Source organism: Bradyrhizobium sp. B039 (assembly GCF_038965675.1).
Lineage (GTDB): Bacteria > Pseudomonadota > Alphaproteobacteria > Rhizobiales > Xanthobacteraceae > Bradyrhizobium > Bradyrhizobium diazoefficiens.
The window spans coordinates 6748406-6767777 of record NZ_CP152416.1 but is presented as its reverse complement, the minus strand read 5'-3'; the positions used below and the strand labels follow the sequence as shown (position 1 = coordinate 6767777).

Genomic DNA, 19372 nt, shown 5'->3' with positions numbered 1-19372 from the left:
CGCAGATGTCGCTCAACATCCGCCGCGTGCGTCCTGGCGAAGCCGGGCTGGTTCTTGCCTTCATCCGTGAGCTCGCCGAATACGAAAAGCTCTCGCACGAGGTCGAGGCGACCGAGGCTGACATCGCGGACGCGCTGTTCGGCGAGCGACCGCGGCTCTATTGTGCGATCGCCGAGTGGAACGGCGAGGCGGTCGGCTTTGCGGTCTGGTTCGCCAATTTCTCCACCTTCAGCGGCCGTCACGGCATCTATCTCGAAGATCTGTATGTGCGGCCGTCGCATCGGGGCAAAGGCCTCGGCAAGGCGCTGCTGGTCTATCTCGCAAAGGAATGCGTCGAGAACGGCTGGTCGCGTCTGCAATGGGCGGTGCTCGACTGGAACGCGCCGTCGATCGCGTTCTACAAGTCGCTCGGTGCCGTCATGATGGACGACTGGACGCTGTGCCGCGTCACCGGTCCTGCGCTGACGCGGCTTGCGGGGAGCTCTGTCTGATGGAGATCGTCTTCGTCGTGGCGGTCGCGGAGAATGGCGTCATCGGCGCAGGTAACGCGATTCCATGGCGGCAGAAATCCGACATGGCGCGCTTCAAGGCGCTCACGATCGGCAAGCCCGTGATCATGGGCCGCAAGACCTTCGAATCCCTGCCCCGGCCGCTTCCGGGCCGCACCAACATCGTGATCACGCGCGATCCGGCTTATCGCGCCGCCGGTGCCGTCGTCACGACATCAGCCGTGGATGCGGAGGCGATTGCGCGCGGCGATGCCCTGCGGCGTTCGGTCACCGAGATCGCGGTGATCGGCGGCGCCGAGATCTATCGGCAATGGTTCGGTCGTGCCGATCGGCTCGAAATCACCGAAGTGCATGCGCGCCCCGACGGCGACACGCATTTCGGCATCGACAAGGCAGAATGGGAGGAGACGGCGCGCATCCGTCATCCTGCCGGACCGAACGACAGCGCCGATTACTCCTATGTGACATATCGTCGGCGGCCGCGCCATTAACCGCATTCGCCAATGTTAACATTGACTTTTCTGCCCCCGGGCTTAGCTGCAAAGACAGCCCGGGCTGCGTTGTAAGGGACCTGCCTGTCCCCTATAAAGCCGGACCGGACAAAGCGGGCAGGGGCAATTCCACCCTGCCGAGGAGAGCGTCGAATGCCGTGGAAGAATCAGGGCGGTGGCCCATGGGGCTCGGGTCCAAAGGGACCATGGGGCTCAGGCCCGCAACCGGTCGGGCCGAGGCCTCCGGATCTGGAAGACCTTCTGCGGCGCGGCCAGGACCGCCTTCAGCAGATCATGCCGGGTGGCTATTTCTCCGGCGTCGGCATCACGCTGATCATCCTGATCATCATCGCGTTCTGGCTGCTGTCGGGCTTCTTCCGCGTGCAGTCCGAGGAGCGCGGCGTCGTGCTGCGCTTCGGCAAGCATGTCCGCACCGTGGATCCGGGCCTGAACTATCATCTGCCCTATCCGATCGAGACAGTGCTGCTGCCCAAGGCGCTGCGCGTCAACACCATCTCCATCGGCATGACGCTGATCGACGATCCGGCACGGCGCGGCCGCTCCATTCGCGACGTGCCCGAAGAGAGCCTGATGCTCACCGGTGACGAGAACATCGTCGACGTCGACTTCACCGTGCTATGGCGCATCAAGCCCGACACCGGCGGCGTCGGCGACTTCCTCTTCAACATCCAGAACCCCGAAGGCACCGTGAAGGCGGTCGCCGAGAGCGCGATGCGCGAGGTGATCGGCCGCTCGCAGATCCAGCCGATCCTCACCGGCGCGCGCAACGTCACTGAACAGGGCGTGCAGGAACTGATCCAGAAGACTCTGGACAGCTACGGCGCCGGCATTCAGATCAGCCAGGTGCAGATGCAGAAGGTCGATCCGCCGGCGCAAGTGATCGACGCCTTCCGCGACGTGCAGGCGGCACGCGCCAATCTCGAGCAGCTGCAGAACGAAGCACAGACCTACGCCAACCAGGTGGTGCCGCAGGCGCGCGGACGTGCGGCGCAGATCATGCAGGCCGCCGAAGGCTACAAGGAGCAGGCGGTTGCCGAGGCCAAGGGCCAGAGCTCGCGCTTCCTGAAGGTTTACGAGGAATACAAGAAGGCGCCCGAAGTGACGCGTGAACGGATCTATCTGGAGACGATGGAGCGCGTGCTTGGCGGCGCGGACAAGCTCGTCTATGACGGCGGCCCCTCGGGCCAGGGCGTTGTGCCCTATCTGCCGCTGGGCGAATTGACGACGAAGCGGCCGCCCGTCGCCGGTCAGCAATCGAGCGGAGGCAGCCGATGAGGTCTCCGGTCACAGGTATCGTCACCCTCCTCGGGCTCCTGCTCGTCGTGATCGTCGGCTACATGTCGCTATTCACGGTGCAGCAGACCGAGCAGACCATCGTGCTTCAGTTCGGCAAGCCCGTCGACGTCGTCACCGATCCTGGTCTGCACTTCAAGGCGCCGTGGAATTCGGTGATCAACATCGACAAGCGGATCCTCGATCTGGAGAACCCGTCGCAGGAAGCGATCGCATCCGACCAGAAGCGGCTCGTGGTCGACGCCTTCGCGCGCTACCGCATCAAGGACGCGCTGCGCTTCTATCAGAGTGTCGGCTCGATCCAGGCTGCCAACATCCAGCTCACCACGCTCCTGAACGCGGCGCTGCGCCGCGTGCTCGGCGAGGTCACCTTCATCAACGTGGTGCGCGACGACCGCGAGAAGCTGATGCTGCGTATCCGCGACCAGCTCGATCGCGAGGCCGACGGTTACGGCATCCAGGTCGTCGACGTCCGGATTCGCCGCGCCGACCTGCCGGAGCAGAACAGCCAGGCGGTCTACCAGCGCATGAAGACGGAACGCGAGCGGGAAGCCGCCGAGTTCCGGGCGCAGGGCGGCCAGAAGGCGCAGGAGATCCGCTCCAAGGCCGACCGCGAGGCGACCGTGATCGAGGCGGAAGCCAGATCGCTGGCTGAGCAGACCCGCGGCGTCGGCGACGCCGAGCGCAACCGCCTGTTTGCGGAAGCCTACGGCAAGGATGCCGACTTCTTCGCCTTCTACCGGTCGATGACGGCCTATGAGAACGGGCTGAAGTCGAACGACACCCGCTTCCTGCTGCGGCCGGACTCGGATTTCTTCCGGTTCTTTGGTAACCCGTCCGGCAAGGCGGCGACCGCGACGCCGGCAAAGCCGTAAGCTAGACAAGGGCGGCGGCAGGTCTGGCCGCCCTTCGTCCAGACAAGAACAGCACCACGGGAGGTTCCAATCCGATGAGGTCCATTGCGTTCGCCGACTTCCTCATCGGCTTAGGCATCCTGTTCGTGCTGGAAGGCTTGATGTTCGCGGCGAGTCCGAACTGGATGCGCAAGGCCATGAAGAGCGCCATCGCCACGCCGGACAACGTCCTGCGGGCGGTCGGGATCGGTTCGGCTGTGGTCGGCCTGATCCTGATCTGGGTGATGCGGCGCCCGATTTAGGCCTCGCGCCAACGCCAAAGTGAAGGCAAGGGACCGGTTTTCGCCGTATTATCCGGGTCTTGAGGCCCGTGAAGCTCCGCGCTTGCGCCGTCCCCCCGTTCGAGCGCAGTCTTGACGCCGAATCCCTTTTTCTGGAGATCACAATGACCGCTGCCATCATTGCCCCGTCCCGCTTGCGCCATCGTGCGCGACTTGGCGTGAGAATTGGGCTGGCCGCGCTCGCCGTCAGTGCTTTCGGCGCGTTCGGCACGCCAGCTCAGGCGCGCGGACCGGAGGGCATCGCCGACGTCGCCGAGAAGGTGATCGACGCGGTCGTCAACATTTCGACCTCGCAGACCGTCGAAGCCAAGGGCGGCGGCAGCAACACCATGCCGCAACTGCCGCCCGGCTCGCCCTTCGAGGAGTTCTTCGACGACTTCTTCAAGAACCGCAGGGGTCCCGGCGGCCCCGGTGGCGGCAAGGGCGGCGACAACGGCCCGCCCCGCAAGACCAACTCGCTCGGCTCCGGCTTCATCATCGACACATCAGGCGTCGTCGTCACCAACAACCACGTCATTGCGGACGCCGACGAGATCAACGTCATCCTCAACGATGGCACCAAGATCAAGGCCGAGCTGGTCGGCGTCGACAAGAAGACCGATTTGGCCGTGTTGAAGTTCAAGCCGACGAAGCCGCTGGTCGCGGTGAAGTTCGGCGATTCCGACAAGCTGCGTCTCGGCGACTGGGTGGTCGCGATCGGCAACCCGTTCAGCCTGGGCGGCACGGTGACGGCCGGCATCGTCTCGGCCAAGAACCGCGACATCTCCTCGGGTCCCTATGACAGCTACATCCAGACCGACGCCGCCATCAACCGCGGCAATTCCGGCGGTCCGCTGTTCAATCTCGATGGCGACGTCATCGGCGTCAACACGCTGATCATCTCGCCATCCGGCGGCTCGATCGGCATCGGCTTCGCCGTGCCGTCGAAGACGGTCATGGGCGTCGTCGACCAGCTCCGCCAGTTCGGCGAATTGCGCCGCGGCTGGCTGGGGGTGCGCATCCAGAGCGTCACCGATGAGATTGCCGAGAGCCTCAACATTAAGCCGCCGCGCGGCGCGCTGGTTGCCGGCGTCGACGACAAGGGCCCGGCCAAGCCGGCCGGCATCGAGCCCGGCGACGTCGTCGTCAAGTTTGACGGCAAGGACGTCAAGGACCCGAAGGATCTCTCCCGCGTCGTCGCCGACACAGCGGTCGGCAAGGAGGTCGACGTCATCATCATCCGCAAAGGCCAGGAGGAGACCAAGAAGGTCACGCTCGGCCGCCTCCAGGATCCCGACAAAGTGCAGGCCGCGGTGAAGACCGACGAGCCCGCGCCCGAGAAGCCGGTGACGCAGAAGGCGCTCGGCCTCGATCTCGCCGTGCTGAACAAGGACCTGCGCACGCGCTACAAGATCAAGGACAGCGTCAAGGGCGTGGTCGTCACCAATGTCGACGCCAATTCCGACGCCGCCGAGAAGCGCCTGTCCGCCGGCGACGTCATCGTCGAGGTGGCACAGGAGGTCGTCTCCAGCGGCGCCGACATCCAGAAGCGGGTCGACCAGCTCAAGAAGGACGGCAAGAAGTCGGTGCTGCTGCTGGTCTCCAACGCCGACGGCGAGCTGCGGTTCGTGGCGCTGAGCGTGCAGTAAGGGGCGATACGCCCCGCACTCAACTGTCATGCCCCCGCGAAGGCGGGGCATCCAGTACGCCGCGGCCTCTCGGTTCTAGCCGCACTGTCTCTGGAATACTGGATCGCCCGCCTGCGCGGGCGATGACAGCGGGGAGGAGGCTACCCCTCGACAAACTCCTCGCGCCGATACCCCTGCGCATAGAGCAGCGCGGTGAGATCGCCGTGGTCGATCTTTGCAGCAGCCGCAGCGGCCACCGCCGGCTTGGCATGATAGGCCACGCCCAGTCCCGCCGCCTGGATCATCGCCAGATCGTTGGCGCCGTCGCCGACCACGACCGAGTCGACGTCGTCGAGATCGAACGACTCCATCAAATCCACCAGCGTCGCGAGCTTGGCCGCGCGGCCCAGGATCGGCTCCTTGACCTCGCCGGTGAACTTGCCGTCGCGCACGATCAGCTCGTTGGCGCGGTTCTCCTGGAAACCGATCCTGGCGGCGACCGCGCTCGTGAACAGGGTGAAGCCGCCGGAGACGAGGCAGGTATAGGCGCCGTGCGCCCGCATGGTCGCGACCAGTGTGCGGCCGCCCGGGGTCAGCGTGATGCGCTTTTCCAGCACCTCGTCGACGACACTGGCGGGAAGGTCCTTCAAAAGCGCTACGCGCTCGCGCAGCGCCGGCTCGAACTCGATTTCGCCGCGCATCGCGCGTTCGGTGATGGCGGCGACATGGGCCTTCATCCCGACGAGATCGGCGAGCTCGTCGATGCATTCCTGGCCGATCATGGTGGAATCCATGTCGGCCAGAAAAAGCTTCTTGCGCCGGACGCCGGCTGGCTGCACGACGATGTCGATCGGCAGGTCGCCGCGAAGCTCGCGCAACCGCTGTTCGATGGCGTGACGGTCGCCTTCGAGGTTACTGTCGGCGCCGAAGGGAATGTCGACCGCAACCCCGTCGAACAGCCAGTGCGCAGGCGTCGCTTGAGGCAGCACGGCGCGGGCGCCGTCGACGATGGTAGAGTCGAGCGCGGGACTATCGGGATTGCAGATCAGCGTGGCGACCAGGGACATTTGAGGTTTTCGTGAGCGAGGGGCAAGTCGGCAGAAGGCCTATTGGCAAGGCCGTGCTTATCGCAGGCCCGACCGCCAGCGGCAAGTCGGCGCTGGCGCTCGAGCTGGCGCTCGCCGCCGGTGGCGTCGTCATCAATGCCGATTCCATGCAGGTCTACCGCGACCTGCGCATCATCACGGCGCGCCCCACACGGGCAGACGAGGCGCTCGTGCCGCATTACCTCTACGGCCATGTCGATGCCGCCGTGAATTTCTCGGCCGGTGCCTGGGTGAGCGATGCAGCCAAGGCGCTCGAAGGGGCGCGAGCCGAAGGCCGCCTGCCGATCTTCATCGGCGGCACCGGACTTTATTTCAAGGCGCTGACCGCGGGCCTCTCTGTGGTGCCGCCGATCCCTGCCGAGGTGCGCGAAGACGTGCGCGCGCGGCTGGAGCGGAACGGCGTCGAGGCGCTGCATGCGGAACTCGCGGCCCGCGATCCGCGTGCGGCCGGGCGATTGAACCTGCGTGACCGCACGCGGATCGCGCGCGCGCTCGAAGTGATCGAGGCGACCGGGCGCTCGCTGCTGGACTGGCATCAGGAGGGCCAGCCGCCGCTGTTGCCCAGGGACAGTTTTCACGCGGTATTTCTCGCCCCCGGGCGCGACGAGCTCTATGCCCGCATCGATGCCCGATTCGACGCCATGCTCGGCGCCGGCGCCTTGAGGGAGGTCGAGCGCCTCGCCGCCCGGCAGCTCGATCCGCTGCTGCCGGCGATGAAGGCCCATGGCGTGCCGGCCCTGATCCGGCATTTGCGCGGTGAACTCAGCCTGGACGAGGCGGCCACGATCGGCCGCGCCGACACCCGCCATTACGCCAAACGGCAATTCACCTGGTTCCGGCACCAATTGCCGGAGTTCGAATGGGTGAAGCCGGAGGAGGCGAGGGGCTGGCTCGCGGCGATCGCGAATGCGGCGCAGGACGAGGGTTGAGGCCTCCTATGCGCTGTCATTCCGGGGCTCGCGAAGCGAGAACCCGGAATCTCGGGATTCCGGGTCTGGTCCTGCGGACCATCCCGGAATGACGGCGTAGGCGACGTGCTTTTGCGCCGGGTTCCCCGAATTTACCTCTCGCCGAACCCTGGGAACACCGCTACACTGCCAAAATCGCGCGGGGACGGCCGCATCGCCTTGACATCCGGGCTTTGGCCGCTATGTTTCGCGCAACCTTTGGGAAGCCGGGCGCCTGCCATGCGTAACATTATTACCAAACTCCTTATCGCCGTCGTACCCAGGCACACCGCCGGGGATGGCTAGCTGCCATCCACATGACAGGCGGTGTGCATGGGCCCTCTTCGGGGCCTTTTTTATTTCCCGAACCCGACACGAATGAAGCCGCTGGCAACAGCGCATCCGGAGCAAGCCAATGAGCGACAAGAGCCACGATCCGAACCAGATGACCGGCGCCGCGATGATCGTTCGCGCGCTCATCGATCACGGCGTGACCGACATCTTCGGCTATCCCGGCGGCGCGGTGCTTCCGATCTATGACGAGATCTTCCAGCAGAGCGAGGTCCAGCACATCCTGGTCCGGCACGAGCAGGGCGCGGGCCACGCGGCCGAGGGCTATGCGCGCTCGACCGGCAAGCCAGGCGTTGCGCTGGTGACCTCCGGTCCCGGCGCCACCAACATGGTGACGCCGCTGACCGACGCGCTGATGGACTCGATTCCGCTGGTCTGCATCTCCGGCCAGGTGCCGACGCATCTGATCGGCAACGATGCGTTCCAGGAATGCGACACGGTCGGCATCACGCGTCCCTGCACCAAGCACAACTGGCTGGTGCGCGACGTCAACGACCTTGCAAAGGTCCTGCACGAGGCGTTCTACGTTGCGACCACGGGCCGTCCGGGCCCGGTGCTGGTCGACGTGCCCAAGGACGTGCAGTTCGCGACCGGCACCTATCATCCGCCGCGCAAGTCCGACGTTCACCGCTCCTACGCGCCGCGCGTGAAGGGCGATGCGACGCAGATCCGCAAGGCCGTCTCGCTGCTCGCGAACGCCAAGCGTCCCGTGATCTACAGCGGCGGCGGCGTGATCAATTCCGGCCCGGAGGCGACCAAGCTGCTGCGCGAGCTGGTCGAGGTCACCGGCTTTCCGATCACCTCGACGCTGATGGGCCTCGGCGCGTATCCGGCGTCGGGCAAGAACTGGCTTGGCATGCTCGGCATGCACGGCACCTATGAGGCCAACATGACGATGCATGATTGCGACGTCATGCTGTGCGTCGGCGCGCGCTTCGACGACCGCATCACCGGCCGTGTCGACGCGTTCTCGCCGGGCTCGAAGAAGATCCACATCGACATCGACCCGTCCTCGATCAACAAGAACATCCGTGTCGACGTGCCGATCATCGGCGATTGCGGCAACATCCTCGGCGACATCCTCCAGGTGTTCAAGGCGGAGGCGAAGAAGCCGGACGTCAAGGCGTGGTGGCAGCAGATCGCGCAGTGGCGCGCCCGCAACTCGCTCTATTACAAGAAGAGCAACGACATCATCCTGCCGCAGCACGCGATCCAGAGCCTGTTCGAGGCGACGCGCGGCCGGGATACCTACATCACGACCGAGGTCGGCCAGCACCAGATGTGGGCGGCGCAGTTCTACGGCTTCGAGGAGCCGCATCGCTGGATGACGTCGGGCGGGCTCGGCACCATGGGCTACGGCCTGCCTGCCGCGGTCGGCGTGCAGGTGGCGCACCCGGACAGCCTCGTCATCGACATCGCAGGCGATGCCTCGGTGCAGATGACGATCCAGGAGATGTCGACGGCGGTCCAGTACGAGCTGCCGATCAAGATCTTCATCCTGAACAATCAGTACATGGGCATGGTGCGGCAGTGGCAGCAGCTGCTGCACGGCAACCGCCTGTCGCATTCCTACTCGGAGGCGCTGCCGGATTTCGTCAAGCTCGCGGAAGCCTATGGCGGCGTCGGCATCCAGGTCCACAAGCCTTCAGATCTCGACGGCGCCATCCAGGAGATGATCTCGGTCAAGCGCCCGGTGCTGTTCGACTGCCGCGTCGCTGCGCTCGAAAACTGCTTCCCGATGATCCCCTCCGGCAAGGCGCACAACGAGATGCTGTTGCCGGAGCAGGCGAACGACGAGGCCACGGCCAAGGCGTTCGCGGGCGGCAAGGCGCTGGTGTGACGTCATGTTCGACCTGAAGGAGCTCGAGCGCGCACTCGACATTGTGGGGCAGGCGATGCCGGCTACGCCGGCGCACGCCTGGCCGCTGCTCGCCCAGCGTCTCGGCACCGAGGTCGTCGTCAAGCACGAGAACCACACGCCGATCGGGGCCTTCAAGGTGCGCGGGGGCCTCGTTTATCTCGATCGGCTCAAGCGCGAGCGGCCGAATACGCCGGGCATCATCTCGGCGACGCGCGGCAATCACGGCCAGAGCCTGGCGTTCGCGGCGAGCCGCCACGGCGTGCCTGCGGTGATCTATGTGCCGCGCGGCAACTCGGTCGAGAAGAACCGGGCGATGAAGGCCTTTGGCGCCGAACTCGTCGAGCATGGCGAGGATTTTCAAGCGGCCGCCGAGGAGGCGCAACGGCGCGCCCAATTTACCGGCCTGCACATGGTGCCGTCGTTCCATCCGGATCTCGTGCTCGGCGTCGCCACCTATGCGCTCGAACTGTTCCGGACGGCGCCAGATCTCGATGTTCTCTATGTGCCGATCGGGCAGGGCTCTGGCATCTCCGGCTGCATCATGGCACGCGACCTCCTGGGCCTGAAGACCGAGATCGTCGGCGTGCAGTCGACCGAAGCGCCGTCCTATGCGCTGTCGTTGGCGGCCGGCAAGATCGTGACGACGAAGACCAGCAACACGCTGGCCGACGGCATGGCAACGCGCATTCCCGACGCAGACGCGTTCGCGCTGATCCGGAAGGGCGCCTCGCGCATCGTGCAGGTCACCGACGACGAGGTCGCCGCCGCGATCCGCGCCTACTGGACTGATACGCACAATCTCGCCGAAGGCGCCGGTGCCGCCGCGCTCGCCGCGGCGCTTCAGGAAATGACAAAACTCTCGGGCAAGCGCGTCGGTCTCGTGCTGTCCGGCGGCAATATCGATTTCGACCTGTTCAAGCGATGGGTGATGGCGGATGCGCCGCCCCAGAGAGTGGTCGCGTGATGACTCCAGCATTTGCCAAGAGCTCCGCTGTCATCGTCCGGCTTGACCGGACGATCCAGTACGCCGCGGCCGTCGTGGGAATCTCGGCGCCGGTGGTTACTGGATGCCCCGCCTTCGCGGGGCATGACATGGAAGAATAGAGGGGACGACAATGAACCAGCCCGCATCGGCCTATTTCATCGAGGATCGCCACGATCCCAACGAGACGCATACGCTTTCGGTGCTCGTGCAGAACGAGCCCGGCGTGCTCGCGCGCGTCATCGGCCTGTTCTCCGGGCGCGGCTACAACATCGAGAGCCTCACGGTCTCGGAGACCGAGGCGCAGAAGCATCTGTCGCGCATCACCATCGTCACCACGGGCACGCCGATGGTGATCGAGCAGATCAAGCACCAGCTCGACCGCATGATCCCGGTCTACCGCGTTGTCGACATGACCCAGACCAAGCGCTCGATCGAGCGCGAACTGGCGATGGTGAAGGTGCGCGGGCAGGGCGAGCACAGGGTCGAGGCGCTGCGCCTGGCGGATGCGTTCCGCGCCCGCGTGATCGACGCCACCACCGAGAGCTTTGTGTTCGAGATCACAGGCAATACGGACAAGATCAATCAATATATCGACCTGATGCGCCCGCTCGGCCTTGTCGAGGTGTCGCGCACGGGCGTTGCCGCGATCGGCCGCGGGCCTGAAGGGATGTGAACCATGCTGGCGCGCGACTGGTACTACAACGAGCGGAACCGGATGGGCATCGAGCCCGCGGTGGCGTCGATCTACGACAGCCACGACGATGCCGATCTGCGGGCGCGCGCCGCCCTGAAAATGCTCGGTGTCCAGCGCGGCTGGCGCATCGCCGACATCGGCTGCGGCAACGGCGTGCTCGCCACCGAAGCTGCGCTGATGGGCGCCGAGGTCGATGCCATCGACATCTCGCCGGCGATGCTGGCGCTCGCCGAGATCTATGCCCGGGACCGCAAGGCGCCCGTGCGCACGCAGTCGGCCGGCCTGCTCAGCTTCGCCTACCGGCCGGAATCCTACGATCTGATCGTCAGCGAGTTCACGCTGCATCATCTGCCGGATTTCTGGAAGGTGGTGGCGATGTCGCGGATCTTCCGCGCGCTGAAGCCGGGGGCGAGCTTCTATCTGCGCGACATCGTCTATGCCTCGATGCCCGACGCGGTCGAGCGCGACGTCGAGCAGTGGGCAGAATTCCAGATCAAGAACCACGATTTCTCGCGCGAGGGCGTGGTCACGCATATGCGCGACGAATATTCCACCTTCGGCTGGGTGATGGAGCGGATGCTGTCCGATGTCGGCTTCACGCTGGTCTCGGCCGACTATCACGCGCCGATGCACGGCACTTATCTGCTGCGGAAACCCAATCCTTCCACGTAAAGGCCGGCGAGCAAGGCTAGACCAGAACAAGAAACAGGGCTGCACGACAGGGCAGAACCGGAAACAACAATGAAGCCGGCCGACATCCTCATCGCCCTCCTGGTGGCGATCATCTGGGGGCTTGCCTTCGTGGCGAGCCGGATCGCGCTCGACGAGTTTTCGCCGGAACTGATGACGGCGATGCGCTTCATTATTGCTGCGGTGCCGTGCCTGTTCATTCCCAAGCCGAAGGTCGCATGGTCGCTGCTGATCGCGATCAGCTTCACGCTGTTTCTCGGCCAGTTCCTGAGCCAGGCCTATGGCATCGCCCATGGCGTGCCGGTGGGGCTGACCAGTGTCGTCGTGCAGAGCCAGGCGCTGTTCACGATCGGCTTCGCCGCGATCGCCTTCGGCGAGCGGCCGACACAAGTGCAGACGCTCGGCATCGTCATCGCCGCAGCGGGCCTGCTGATGATCTGCGGCACCGTCGGCTACGATTTCAGCGTTGCCGCCTTTGCGGTGCTGATGATCTCGCCGATCAGCTTTGCCATCGGCAATCTGCTGCTGCGCGGCGCTCGCGGCGTGCCGATGTTCGATCTGTTCGCCTGGCTGTGCGTCGCCTCGGCCGTGCCGCTGTTCGTGCTAGCGCTGATCGCCAACGGGCCGGCGTCGACCTGGACGTCGCTGATGCACATGTCCCTGACATCGGCGCTCTGCATGCTGATGCTCGGCGGCATTTCCACCAGCATCGCCTATTGGCTGTGGGGCCGCCTCTTGCGCGACTATCCCGCGGCCCAAGTGGTGCCATTCGCGCTGCTGGTGCCGTTCGTCGGCTCCGCCGCCTCCAGCATCGTATTCGGCGAACGGTTCGGCCCGCTGCGCCTCGCCGGCATGCTGACCGTGATCGGCGGAATCGCCGTGATGGTGCTGGCGAGGCGTCCGCAAATCCTGCCGAAGACGGCGTGAGGTGAACATGGCCTACTCGCTCTTCTATGCCTTCCTCGCCTTCATGGTGGTGATGTACTTCACCCCCGGGCCGAATAACATCATGCTGCTGGCGTCGGGCCTGACCTATGGCTTCCGCCGCACCATCCCGCACATCGTCGGCATCGTCATCGGCTTTGCCTTCATGGTCGCCACCGTCGGCGTCGGGCTCGGCACCGTGTTCCTGGCCTATCCGATCCTCCAGACCATTCTGAAATATGCCGGGGCGGTCTACCTGATCTATCTTGCCGCCGTGATCGCCATGTCCGGCCCGACCAAGCCGGGCGAGGAAGATGGCCGCGGCCCGATGACCTTCTGGGGCGCGGCCATGTTCCAATGGATCAACGCCAAGGGCTGGGTGATCGTGATCGGCACCATCACCGCCTATGCGGCGATTGCCCGGTTTCCCATCAACATCGTGATCCAGACCCTGATCAGCCTGCTCGTCGGCACGGTCTCGACCGTGGTCTGGGCGCTGTTCGGCACTGCATTGCGGCCGATCCTGACCTCCGAGCGGCTGGTCCGCGCCTTCAATATCCTGATGGCGATCCTGCTGCTGGCCTCCCTCTACCCCGTTTTCATGGATGCATGATGTCGCGGATTTCCATGCAGAAACGGGTTTCCCTCAGGGCTGAAAATGCTCTAGACAGCCCCCGAAATCCGCAAATTTCACCCTTCGGACACTGACCATCGGCCGATTTCGGCCCTGAACGAGGAAACGACCTATGCGTGTTTATTACGATCGCGACGCCGACCTGAACCTGATCAAGGGCAAGAAGGTCGCCATCGTCGGCTACGGCAGCCAGGGCCACGCCCATGCGCTCAACCTGAAGGATTCCGGCGTCAAGGAAGTCGCCATTGCGCTGCGCAAGGACTCGAGCTCGGTTAAGAAGGCGGAAGCTGCCGGCTTCAAGGTGATGGATGTCGCCGAAGCCGCCAAATGGGCCGACCTCGTCATGATGCTGACCCCGGACGAACTCCAGGGCGATATCTATCGCGAGCACCTGCACGACAACATGAAGAAGGGCGCCGCCCTCGTGTTCGCCCACGGCCTCAACGTCCACTTCAACCTGCTCGACCCGCGCGCCGACCTCGACGTGCTGATGATCGCGCCGAAGGGCCCCGGCCACACTGTGCGCTCGGAGTATCAGCGCGGCGGCGGCGTGCCCTGCCTGATTGCGATTGCCAAGGATGTCTCGGGCAACGCCCACGACCTCGGCCTGTCCTACGCCTCTGCGGTCGGCGGTGGCCGCGCCGGCATCATCGAGACCACCTTCAAGGAAGAGTGCGAGACCGACCTGTTCGGCGAGCAGGTCGTGCTCTGCGGCGGCCTGGTCGAGCTGATCAAGGGCGGCTACGAGACCCTGGTCGAAGCCGGCTACGCCCCGGAGATGGCCTATTTCGAGTGCCTGCACGAAGTGAAGCTGATCGTCGACCTGATCTATGAAGGCGGCATCGCCAACATGAACTACTCGATCTCCAACACCGCCGAGTATGGCGAGTACGTCACGGGTCCGCGCATCGTCACCGCCGAGACCAAGGCCGAGATGAAGCGCGTTCTCGCCGACATCCAGGGCGGCAAGTTCGCCCGCGACTGGATGCTCGAGAACAAGGTCAACCAGACCTCGTTCAAGGCGACTCGCGCCAAGCTCGCCGCGCATCCGATCGAGGAAGTCGGCGCGAAACTCCGCGACATGATGCCCTGGATCAAGAAGGGCGCGCTGGTCGACAAGAGCAAGAACTAAGCACCGTCATTCCGGGGGCGTGACGAAGTCGCGCCCCCCGGAACTCGATCCATATTCACCAGCTTCCGGGGTCTGCATCGAGCAGTCCCGGTCTGAAGCGGCCAGGCGATGTCCGCCTCGCACCGGTGTGATCTCGCTGATCGTGCGCGCCGCTCCCCCCGCGCGGCGCGAAGCTCCGGCCGAAACCGACCTCGGTTTTGCAGCAGCATGGATGTTTTTCAGCGCTCCCCAAGTATTAGGGCACCGTTGCTGACCTGATTTCCGTACGACTACGGGATCGAATTGCGATAGGCAGATCAACCAAATCTTAGCGCGGCCGAGCGAGGGTGAGCCATTGCTCGTATTGCAGATGGACAATGCTGAACGCTTGGCGAAGGCTGGCCGGATCGCCGGGATCGTCCGTCACGATCCTGGGCTTGCTGTTTTCGCTCGTTGTCGTCGCCCTGTTTCTCGTTGATCTGGGCATCCGTTATCGAGAAGCGGTCGCATCAGCGAAAACCGACGCGCTCAATCTCTCGGCCATTCTTGCCGAGCATGCCGCGGTGACGTTCGAAGACATCGATCGAGTGCTGCTCGAGGCGCAGGCGATCCGCAAGGGCGCCTTGTCCGGAATATACGCCGATCCCGGTGCGGCCAATGCCGCGTTGCGTCAACTGGTCAAGAGCTCGTCGATTCTCGTCGCGGTCGGCTGGACCGATGCGTCCGGCGCGGTCGTTGCGCATTCCTACGAGCACGCGCCGCCGCGCAGCAACATCTCCGACATGTCGCACTTCATCGCGCAGCGCGATGGCGCCGGCACCGGATTGTTCGTTGCGCCACCCTATCGTTCGGCCGGCGGCGACAAGTGGTTCAGCGCGGCGTCGCGCCGGTTGAACAACCCGGACGGGAGCTTTGCGGGCATCGTCACTGCACCGCTCGATCAATCTTTTCTCCTCAAGATCTACCGCAAGATAGATCTGGGGCAGGACGGCTCGGTCGTCCTGCTCCATCGCGTCGGGCGGATCCTGGCGCGCGTTCCGGAACAGAGCAACGTTTTGGGCATGTCGGTTGCGGGCGGCCCGCTCTTCACCCAGTATCTGCCGGTCTCCGAGTCGGGCTCATACGAGCTCACCAGCCCCGTCGACGGCGTCACGCGCATCGCAGGGTACAAGGCCGTGTCCGGCCTGCCGCTGGTTCTGGTGGTGACTTACTCGCGTAGTTACGTATTGCAGCCGCTGTACCGGCATCTCTACACCTTCGGCCCGCTGGCTGCCGCGATCGTCACCATTATTCTGATCGGCACATTCCTGCTGCGGCGGCAAACGAATGCGCTTGCGGCTGCGAGTGCCCGGTTCGATGCTGCGTTGAGCAACATGCCGCATGGGCTCAGCATGTTTGACGCCGACGAGAGGCTATTGGTCGCCAACAGCCGTTACCGCGAGATGTATGATCTCACGGAGTCGCAGGTCGAACCTGGAACGCCGCTCAGCAGCATCGTCGGCCACTACAAGGCAACGGGAGCCGAACTGGACGCGGAGGAATTCCTCGAGGGCGCAAAGCACCGGGCGCCGCGGATACTCACGCTTGCCGATGGCCGGATCATCTCGATCCTGCGAACGCCCATGGCCGATGGCGGCTGGGTCGCGACTCATCAGGACATCACCGAGAGGCGGCGAGACGAGATCCTGCTGGCCGAAAATGCCGCCGAGCTGAAGCTCATCAACACGCGGTTCGATGTCGCGATCAACAACATGAATCAGGGCCTGTGCCTGTTTGACGCCGATAAGAACCTGGTCGTCTCCAATAACCGTTACCAGCAGATGTACGATCTGCCGGACGAACTGGTACAGCCAGGCACGCCGCTGCAGCGGATATTGCAGCACTATGCGGATCGCGGTGAAACCAGCTCGCTTTCGGTCGACCAGCATGTCCAGATCATGCCGACCCAGCGACAGCAGGACTACGCGTTGAAAGACCACCGCCAGATCCTGATCCAGCGCAAGCCGCTGCCGGACGGCGGCTGGGTTGCGACGCACGAAGACGTCACCGAGCAGAAGCGCGGCGAGCAGATGCTGGCCCAGAAGGCAGCGGAGCTGGAGGCGATCAATATGCGCTTCGATGCTGCCCTCAACAACCTGTCCCAGGGGCTCTGCATGTTCGATGCTGACCAGAGGATCGTGGTCTCGAACGCGCGCTATGCCGAAATTTATCATCTGAGCGGCGATCAGATCGGGCCAGGCACTTCGCTGGCGCAGATTCTCGAATATCGGCGCGAAAAAGGGACGTATTTTGCCGACGTCGCGCCGGACGTCTATCTCAGCCAGAACGTGAAGCAGCTGAGCGAGATCCGGGAACTTGCCGACGGCAGGGTGGTCGCGATCGCGCGCCACATGATGCAGGATGGCGGCTGGCTCACGACCCACGAGGATATTACCGATCGGGCGAGAAACGAGAAGCGTATCGCCTATCTGGCGCAGCACGATCTGCTCACGGGTCTTGCGAACCGCGCCGTGTTCTCCGAAAAGCTCGACGATGCTGCAAAGCGGTCGCAGCGTCATGGCACGACGTTCAGCGTGCTGATGCTGGATCTCGACAGGTTCAAGGCCGTCAACGATACGCTCGGTCACGCCGCGGGCGACCAGTTGCTGGTCGAGGTTGCGCGGCGGCTGAGTTCGTCGTTGCGGGATACCGATGTGCTGGCGCGGCTCGGCGGTGACGAATTCGCGATCATCCAGGAGAACGAAAAAAATCAGAGCGAGGGCGCGATTGCTCTCGCTCTGAGGATCATCGGCCTGATCGAGCAACCCGTCGATCTTGACGGCCATCGCGTCAGCGTCGGCGCCAGCGTCGGCATCGCCTTCGCGCCGGAGCACGGCGCCGACGCCGAGACGTTGCTGCAGAAGGCGGATGTCGCGCTCTACGCGACGAAGTCTGCCGGCCGAAACGATTTCCGCATCTTCCAGCCCGAAATGACGGAAGCTGCGGACACACAGAAGTCGATGGAAGGCGAACTGCGGGAAGCGATGGCCCGCAACGAGTTCGAGCTGCACTACCTGCCGGTGATCGACGCCAGAACGCGCGCGATGACGGGCCTGGAATGTTTCGTGCGCTGGCATCACCCTTCGAAGGGTGTGCTGGCGCCTTTCCTGTTCCTCGGTGTCGCCGAGCAGGCCGGACTGATGGTGCCGCTCGGTGAATGGATATTGCGACAGGCCTGCCTGGACGCGGCTGCCTGGCCAGCGCACATCAGGGTCGCCGTCAACATGAGCGCCGCCCAGTTCCACAGGAGCAACGTGCTCGACGTCGTCCTGTGCGCGCTGGTCGAGTCGGGATTGTCGCCCGAGCGGCTCGAACTCGAAATACCGGACGCTGCGCTCCTGGACGGGAATCTTGCGGCCCACCTGCTGACGGTCCGGCAACTGAAAAACCTCGGTGTCGGCGTCGTCCTCGATAATTGCGGTGTAGGCTATTCCGCGGCGAGCTACCTCCAGAGCTTCCCATTCGACAAGTTCAAGATCGACCGCGCGATCGTGAAGGACTGCACGACGCGAAGGGATTGCGCCGCGGTCATTGCCTCCGCGGTCGCATTGGCGCGCGGTCTCGGTGTCGCCACGGTCGCCAAGGGCGTCGAGACCCCTTCGCAATTCGAGGCTCTTCAAGCAGCGGGCGTGGACTTCGTCGAGGGATACCTGTTCGGGCGACCCGTGCCGAACTCTGAAATCAGTTTCGATTTGCCGTTGCCGGCACAAAACGTCGCGTGATCTCATGACCTCCGTCGGAACGCAGGCAACTCAACCCCAGGGTCACGAGAGATGAATTTGGCGAACGGCCTGATCGATCAACTCGAGATCGCGCTGGCGAGCCCGGAACTGTCGAAGCGCGCCGAGCTTCTGCGTCAAGTCGCCGATCTCTTCGTGTTGGGCTCGGGCAAGTTCAGCGACGTGCAGATCGATCTGTTCGACGAGGTGATGAGCACGCTTCTCAAGAATATCGAATGCACCGCGCGGGCGACCTTCGGGGGCCGGCTTTCCAGATTGCCTGACGCGCCACTACGGACGATCCGCTTGCTGGCGTTTGACGATGCGCCCGAGGTGGCCGCGCCGGTGCTGGAGCACTCACCACGGCTCGACGAGGTGACGTTGGCGGAGAACGCGCGGACCAAGAGCCAGGATCACCTGCTGGCCATCGCCGGCCGCAGCCAGTTGACGGAACCCGTCACCGACGTCCTGGTCGAACGCGGCAACAGCGACGTCGCGGTGCGGACAGCCGGTAACGGTGGGGCCAGGTTCTCGGTCCAGGGAATGTCCCGGCTCACCGGCCGGGCCCGGGACCATGGCGCGCTCGCCATCTGCATCTGGGCTCGCCCCGATATCCCGCGCGCGAGCTTGCTGAAATTGTTCGTCCATGCGTCCGAGATGGTGAGGCGCAAGCTGGAGGCGGCCGATCCGCGCCAGGCGGCGCTGATCCGGAGTGCCATTGCGGAGAGCTCCGATGAGCTTCATACGATGGCCCGGGCAGGCTCGAGCGAACATGCCCGGGCGTTGGCCGAGGTGAGGTCGCTACATTCGGGTGGGCAACTCGACGAGGCACGCGTGCTCGACTTCATCGGCGAGCGGAGCTTCGACAAGACCGCCGTCGCGCTGTCGCTCATGAGCGATCTGCCGATCGGAGCGATCGAGCGTGCGCTGGTCCGCTCCGAGCCCGAGCAGATTCTCATTCTTGCGAAGGCGATCGGTCTGTCCTGGGACACGACGAAGGCGATCTTGACGTTTCAGCCCGGTTCACCCCACGAGGCGAAAGAACGATTGGAGCAGTGCTTTGCAAGCTTCCTCCGGTTGAAGCCAAATACCGCGAAGGCCGCGCTCCAATTCTACCGGCTCCGCGAGCGGGCCGGCCAGGGTCCTGTCCACTAGCGGACGCGAACCCAAACCACATTCCTGGTCTCGCGCCGTT

The 19372-nt window shown here is 64.5% G+C and carries 16 protein-coding genes and 1 pseudogene; 16 read left to right on the top strand and 1 reads right to left on the bottom strand.

Annotated features, from left to right (window positions below):
• The first annotated feature begins 5 nt into the window (after window positions 1-5).
• The 6 genes from AAFG50_RS32150 (at window position 6) to AAFG50_RS32125 (ending at window position 5137) form a co-directional block, all read left to right on the top strand.
• A complete protein-coding gene (locus tag AAFG50_RS32150) occupies window positions 6-491 on the top strand; it encodes a GNAT family N-acetyltransferase (protein WP_011089251.1) in 486 nt (161 codons plus the stop codon).
• Window positions 491-1000, top strand: a complete 510-nt coding sequence (locus AAFG50_RS32145; RefSeq protein WP_011089250.1) for a dihydrofolate reductase — start codon at window positions 491-493, stop codon at window positions 998-1000. The genes AAFG50_RS32150 and AAFG50_RS32145 overlap by 1 nt, the downstream gene beginning before the upstream one ends.
• Window positions 1001-1153: 153 nt before the next feature.
• Window positions 1154-2296, top strand: a complete 1143-nt coding sequence (gene hflK / locus AAFG50_RS32140) for an FtsH protease activity modulator HflK (protein WP_028176174.1) — start codon at window positions 1154-1156, stop codon at window positions 2294-2296.
• Complete coding sequence (locus AAFG50_RS32135; protein ID WP_011089248.1) at window positions 2293-3189, top strand: protease modulator HflC; 897 nt, start codon at window positions 2293-2295, stop codon at window positions 3187-3189. The genes hflK and AAFG50_RS32135 overlap by 4 nt, the downstream gene beginning before the upstream one ends.
• A 74-nt stretch (window positions 3190-3263) precedes the next feature.
• Window positions 3264-3470, top strand: a complete 207-nt coding sequence (locus AAFG50_RS32130; protein ID WP_011089247.1) for a DUF2065 domain-containing protein — start codon at window positions 3264-3266, stop codon at window positions 3468-3470.
• Between the two features lie 143 nt (window positions 3471-3613).
• Entirely contained in the window at window positions 3614-5137 is a 1524-nt protein-coding gene (locus AAFG50_RS32125) for a Do family serine endopeptidase (RefSeq protein ID WP_011089246.1), read from the top strand.
• A 140-nt stretch (window positions 5138-5277) separates the two neighbouring features.
• Here the strand turns inward: AAFG50_RS32125 and serB are convergent, their stop codons facing one another.
• On the bottom strand, window positions 5278-6183 hold the full coding sequence (gene serB, locus AAFG50_RS32120) for a phosphoserine phosphatase SerB (protein WP_011089245.1): 906 nt from the start codon (window positions 6181-6183) through the stop codon (window positions 5278-5280).
• Window positions 6184-6194: 11 nt separating this feature from the next.
• Between serB and miaA the strand changes: the two genes are divergently transcribed.
• From miaA to AAFG50_RS32070, 10 genes and pseudogenes are all read left to right on the top strand, one after another.
• On the top strand, window positions 6195-7151 hold the full coding sequence (miaA, locus tag AAFG50_RS32115) for a tRNA (adenosine(37)-N6)-dimethylallyltransferase MiaA (RefSeq protein ID WP_028176173.1): 957 nt from the start codon (window positions 6195-6197) through the stop codon (window positions 7149-7151).
• A gap of 433 nt (window positions 7152-7584) precedes the next feature.
• A complete protein-coding gene (locus tag AAFG50_RS32110; protein ID WP_011089243.1) occupies window positions 7585-9360 on the top strand; it encodes an acetolactate synthase 3 large subunit in 1776 nt (591 codons plus the stop codon).
• A 4-nt stretch (window positions 9361-9364) separates the two neighbouring features.
• Entirely contained in the window at window positions 9365-10345 is a 981-nt protein-coding gene (locus AAFG50_RS32105) for a threonine dehydratase (RefSeq protein WP_028176172.1), read from the top strand.
• 151 nt (window positions 10346-10496) lie between these two features.
• A complete protein-coding gene (ilvN, locus tag AAFG50_RS32100) occupies window positions 10497-11039 on the top strand; it encodes an acetolactate synthase small subunit (RefSeq protein ID WP_011089241.1) in 543 nt (180 codons plus the stop codon).
• Window positions 11040-11042: 3 nt separating this feature from the next.
• Window positions 11043-11752, top strand: a pseudogene (locus AAFG50_RS32095) (class I SAM-dependent methyltransferase).
• Between the two features lie 49 nt (window positions 11753-11801).
• Window positions 11802-12677: an EamA family transporter gene (locus AAFG50_RS32090; RefSeq protein ID WP_028176171.1), complete on the top strand. Its 876-nt coding sequence runs from the start codon at window positions 11802-11804 to the stop codon at window positions 12675-12677.
• 7 nt (window positions 12678-12684) lie between these two features.
• Window positions 12685-13287 (top strand): LysE family translocator, encoded by a 603-nt coding sequence (locus tag AAFG50_RS32085; RefSeq protein WP_028176170.1) that lies wholly within the window; start codon window positions 12685-12687, stop codon window positions 13285-13287.
• Between the two features lie 133 nt (window positions 13288-13420).
• Window positions 13421-14440, top strand: coding sequence for a ketol-acid reductoisomerase (gene ilvC / locus AAFG50_RS32080; RefSeq protein ID WP_011089237.1), 1020 nt, complete (start codon window positions 13421-13423; stop codon window positions 14438-14440).
• A 356-nt stretch (window positions 14441-14796) separates the two neighbouring features.
• Window positions 14797-18180, top strand: a complete 3384-nt coding sequence (locus AAFG50_RS32075; RefSeq protein ID WP_231166562.1) for a PAS-domain containing protein — start codon at window positions 14797-14799, stop codon at window positions 18178-18180.
• Between the two features lie 51 nt (window positions 18181-18231).
• The gene (locus tag AAFG50_RS32070) at window positions 18232-19332 is read left to right on the top strand and encodes a DUF2336 domain-containing protein (RefSeq protein ID WP_028176168.1); all 1101 of its coding nucleotides are present in this window, start codon (window positions 18232-18234) and stop codon (window positions 19330-19332) included.
• Window positions 19333-19372: the final 40 nt, after the last annotated feature.

Bases quoted from the DNA above. Each gene is read 5' to 3' on its own strand.
- hflK (WP_028176174.1), top strand. From the start codon at position 1,154: ATGCCGTGGAAGAATCAGGGCGGTGGCCCATGGGGCTCGGGTCCAAAG.
- AAFG50_RS32145 (WP_011089250.1), top strand. From the start codon at position 491: ATGGAGATCGTCTTCGTCGTGGCGGTCGCGGAGAATGGCGTCATCGGC.
- AAFG50_RS32105 (WP_028176172.1), top strand. From the start codon at position 9,365: ATGTTCGACCTGAAGGAGCTCGAGCGCGCACTCGACATTGTGGGGCAG.
- serB (WP_011089245.1), bottom strand. From the start codon at position 6,183: ATGTCCCTGGTCGCCACGCTGATCTGCAATCCCGATAGTCCCGCGCTC.
- AAFG50_RS32150 (WP_011089251.1), top strand. From the start codon at position 6: ATGTCGCTCAACATCCGCCGCGTGCGTCCTGGCGAAGCCGGGCTGGTT.
- AAFG50_RS32085 (WP_028176170.1), top strand. From the start codon at position 12,685: ATGGCCTACTCGCTCTTCTATGCCTTCCTCGCCTTCATGGTGGTGATG.
- AAFG50_RS32135 (WP_011089248.1), top strand. From the start codon at position 2,293: ATGAGGTCTCCGGTCACAGGTATCGTCACCCTCCTCGGGCTCCTGCTC.
- AAFG50_RS32130 (WP_011089247.1), top strand. From the start codon at position 3,264: ATGAGGTCCATTGCGTTCGCCGACTTCCTCATCGGCTTAGGCATCCTG.
- ilvC (WP_011089237.1), top strand. From the start codon at position 13,421: ATGCGTGTTTATTACGATCGCGACGCCGACCTGAACCTGATCAAGGGC.
- ilvN (WP_011089241.1), top strand. From the start codon at position 10,497: ATGAACCAGCCCGCATCGGCCTATTTCATCGAGGATCGCCACGATCCC.
- AAFG50_RS32125 (WP_011089246.1), top strand. From the start codon at position 3,614: ATGACCGCTGCCATCATTGCCCCGTCCCGCTTGCGCCATCGTGCGCGA.
- AAFG50_RS32090 (WP_028176171.1), top strand. From the start codon at position 11,802: ATGAAGCCGGCCGACATCCTCATCGCCCTCCTGGTGGCGATCATCTGG.
- AAFG50_RS32110 (WP_011089243.1), top strand. From the start codon at position 7,585: ATGAGCGACAAGAGCCACGATCCGAACCAGATGACCGGCGCCGCGATG.
- AAFG50_RS32075 (WP_231166562.1), top strand. From the start codon at position 14,797: ATGCTGAACGCTTGGCGAAGGCTGGCCGGATCGCCGGGATCGTCCGTC.
- AAFG50_RS32070 (WP_028176168.1), top strand. From the start codon at position 18,232: ATGAATTTGGCGAACGGCCTGATCGATCAACTCGAGATCGCGCTGGCG.